Origin of the sequence: Polyangium sp. 15x6, assembly GCF_029960785.1 — a bacterium.
Lineage (GTDB): Bacteria > Myxococcota_A > Polyangia > Polyangiales > Polyangiaceae > Polyangium.
The window spans coordinates 1-4108 of the sequence record NZ_JASBQE010000223.1; the positions used below are offsets into that span (position 1 = coordinate 1).

Below are 4108 nucleotides of genomic sequence, written 5' to 3' on the forward strand. Positions count from 1 at the left end.
AGATAACGCGGATCCTTGTGCCCCTCGGGGGCGGCAATGACCATGCGCGCGCCCTCCAAGAGGGGCCACCAGAGCTCCCAGCCCGATACGTCGAACGACAGGGGCGTCTTCTGCAAGACGGCGTCGGTCGCGTTGAGCTTGTAGGCGCGCTGCATCCATCGGAGGCGGTTGTGGAGCCCGCGATGTGTATTGAGCACGCCCTTCGGGCGACCGGTCGAGCCCGAGGTGTAGATGACGTAAATAGCGTTGTCCGGACCAACCCGCACGTCGGGGGGCGTGAGGGGCTGCTCGTGCCAGGGGGGCGCGCTCGCATCGAGGTATACCGTGACAAACTCGTGGGCGGGAAGCCTGCCCTCGAGGTGCTGCTGGGTGAGCAGCACGGCGGGACGCGCGTCCGTGAGCATGTAGGCGAGCCGCTCTCGCGGATAGCCTGGGTCGAGGGGGACGTAGGCGCCGCCGGCCTTGAGAATGGCGAGCAGGCCGACGACCATCTCGAGCGAGCGCTCGACGCAGAGCCCGACGCGGAGCTCTGGGCCGACGCCGAGCGCGCGCAGGTGGTGTGCCAGCTGATTGGAGCGCTGGTCGAGCTCCCGGTAGGTGAGCTCTTGCTCGGCGAATACCAATGCCACGGCGTCGGGCGTCCGAGCGGCCTGCTCCTCGAAGAGCGCGTGAATGCATTTTTCGGGGGGGGCCGCCGCCGTGGCATTCCAGGACGCGAGCTGCCCGCGCTCCACCTCGGTAAGGAGGTCGAGGTCGGACAGAGGTTTGTCCGGGTGCGCGATCATGTCGAGGAGCAGGGTGCGCAGGTGCCCCCCGATCCGCTCGACGTCTTCCTCGCGCAGCGCCGCGGGATCCCACATCGAGTGCAGGTTGAGCGTTTTTCCGGCCACTACCGCAATGGCGAGCGGATAACTCGTCTGCTCGAAGCTCCGGAAGCTCACGATCGGCAGGACCTCGGCCTGCTGCGCAGCTTCGTCCACCGGGTAGTTCTCGAAGACGAGGAGCGTGTCGAACAGCGCGCGGCCGCCGCCTACCGCGCACGATCGCTGCACCTCGTAAAGCGGGGTCGCCTCGTGGGTGCGTAACTCGACCTGCTCGGCTTGCAGCCGCTCGAGCCATTCGACGACGCCCTCTGCTCCCGACCAGCGTGCCCGGAGCGGCAGCGTGTTGATGAACAGGCCGACCATCCGCTCGATGCCGGGGATGGGCGCGCTGCGACCGGAGGTCGTCATGCCAAAGACGACATCCGCTCGTCCCGTATAACGGCCGAGGACCTGCGCGAGCGCCCCTTGCACCACCGTATTCACGGTCAGGCCGTGCCGCCGTGCGAACGCCGTGAGCTTCTCGGTCTCGGCGGCCGTCAGCGAGGCATCGCGACTCGTGTGCTCCCGCGTCGCCCCGGCGGGCATCGCCGCGGGGGGCGGGAATGGCAGCTGCGTCGGCTCCTCGACACCGGCCAGGTACGCGGCGAAAAATGCCGACGACGCCTGTTCGTCCCGCGCGGCGAGCCAGGCGATGTAACGCTCGTACGGCGCCGGTTCGGGCAATACGAGCTTGCTCCCGCCTCGGAGCGCGGCATATGCGGCCTGTAACTCTCCGAGCACGACAGGCATCGACCAGCCGTCGGAAAGGATGTGATGCGTGGTCTTCAGCATCCACGTCCGACCTCCGGGCATCCGCACGAGCAGAACCCGCGCCAGCGGAGCGCGCGTGAAATCGAAGCCCGTGGCGCGCTCGTCGCGCTGCAAGGCTTCCCACCGCGCCTCCGCCTCTGCCGTGTCCAGCGAGGACCAGTCGTGCGTCTGCATTGCGAAGGAGATGCGATGCCGCACCACCTGCAGCGGCTCCGGAACCCCCTGCCACACGAACGACGTCCGGTAGACCGCATACCGTGCGAACACCGTCTTCCACGCATTCTCGAGGGCCGCGGCGTCCACCTCGCCGCCCAGCTCGAGCGCAAGCTGGACCGTGTAGGTCGGCGATTCCGGCTCACGCAGAGCGTGAAACAAAAGGCCTGCCTGAAGCGGCGAGAGCGGGTAGACGCTCTCCACGCCGCGCAGGGTCCCGAAGAGGCGGTCGAGGCCCTCTTGCCCGAGCCGCGCGAGCGGGAAGTCCGAGGGCGTGTATCCAAACGCCTCGCCCGAAGTGCAGTGGGCAATGAGCCGCCGTAGCGAAGCGACGAACCGTGCCGCGAGCCGCTCCACCGTGGACGCGTCGTGCACCACGGAGCTGTACGTCCATTCGAACCGCAGGCGTCCCTGCCAAACGCCGCCGTTCACCGCCAGCGTATGCCATAGCCTCATCCGCGGACTCGTGGAGCTCCCCGTCGATTCGCCCGCCGGCCCGAGCAACCCTCGGCCCTGCGCCGCCATGTCGAGCTGCCCGAGGTAATTGAACACCACGGGCGAATCGACCGACAGCGAGGCACGCACCGCCGCGTCCGGGTGCGCATGTCGCAGCCAGCCGTACCCCACGCCTCGGCTCGGCACCGACCGGAGCTGCTCCTTGATCCCCTTCAGCAGCGCCGCAGGATCGTCGTTTTCCGGCACCGTCAGCCAGACCGGGAACATCGCCGTGAACCATCCGACGGTGCGGGACACGTCCACGTCCTCGACCACCGCTTCGCGCCCGTGCCCCTCCAGGTCGACGCAAATGGTATCCGTCTGGCAGAATGCGCTCAGCGCGGACGCGAGCGCCGAAAGCAAGACGTCATTGATCTCGGTGCGGTAGGCCGCGCTCACGTCGTGCAGGAGCGCTCGGGTCTCCTCCGCCGACAGCTCCACGTCCACCGTGCGGCTTTCGCCCACCGTGCCCGGCGCTGCCTCGCGGTCGAGCGGGAGCGGCGCCACGCCGCGTGAGCATTGCGCCTGCCAGTAGCCGAGCTCCTCCGACAGGCCGCCGCCGCCCACGAATGCGTGCAGCCGCTCGGACCATTGCCGGAACGAGGTCGTCTTGGCGGCGAGCTCGGGCGTTTGTCCGGCCAGCCGAGCCTGGCAGGCGCGCTCGAGGTCCTCGTGCACAATGCGCCACGACACGCCGTCCACGACGAGGTGGTGCACGACGAGCAGGAGCCGTGTCCCTTCCTCGCCGAGATCCAGCCACGCCGCGCGGGCGACCGGGCCCGTGAATAGCGACAAACCCCCTTGCAAGGCGTCGGCCACGTTCTGCACGGCGGCTTTGCGCGCCGAGGACGGCACCGCCGAGAGGTCCACCCGCTCGAGCGGCAGCGCTGCCTCCTCCGCGTGGCTCTGCACCCACCCGGACTCCGCGCGGTGATACCGCAATCGCAGCGCGTCGTGTTGCCGGAGCACGACATGTAATGCCTCGGCCACGATCTCGGGCGACAGCGTGGACGACGGCGTCCACATCATCGCCTGATTGAAATGGTGTATCTCTTCGGGGTCCTTGCTCAGGAACCAATGCTGGCTCGGCGTCAGTGAAGCCCTGCCGGTCACCGCGCCCTGCTCCACCAAGGCTGCGCTCGAGGTGCGCGCTGCCTGCGAAAGCTCCGCGACCGTCTGGTGCATGAACATGTCGCGGACCGTCAAGTGCAAGCCGGCGCGCTTGGCTCGCCCCACCACCTGGATCGCGAGGATCGAATCGCCTCCGAGCGCGAAGAAGTTGTCGTGGATTCCCACGGGCGCGGCGCGAAGCACCTCCGACCAGATCTCCGCGAGCGCTCGCTCCGCTTCCGTGCGCGGCGCGGCGTAGTCTGCCTCCGCGGTCTGTCGCGTGTCTTCCGGCGCAGGCAGCCGTCCGCGGTCCACCTTGCCGTTCGTCGAGAGCGGCAGCGCGTCGAGAAAGACGAAGGCCGCCGGGATCATGTAATCGGGGAGCCTGCTTCGCAGGTGCTCGCGCAGCGCTCCCGCCGCCGGCACGTCGTCTTTCGCCACCACATAGGCGACGAGGCGTTTGTCCCCCGGCGCATCTTCACGCGCCACGACGACGCACGACCCCACGGCGGCGTGTGAGGAGAGCACGGCCTCGATTTCACCCACCTCGACGCGGAAGCCTCGAATCTTCACCTGGTGATCGGCGCGACCCAAGAACTGAAGCTCGCCGTCCTCGTTCCAGCGCGCGAGATCCCCGGTGCAGTACATTCGGGCGC

At 68.5% G+C, this 4108-nt stretch carries 1 protein-coding gene; it reads right to left on the minus strand.

Translation table 11 applies throughout. From position 1 onward, the window contains the following. A partial coding sequence (locus tag QHF83_RS52990; RefSeq protein ID WP_282425826.1) for a condensation domain-containing protein occupies positions 1-4108 on the minus strand: 4108 nt, incomplete at both ends.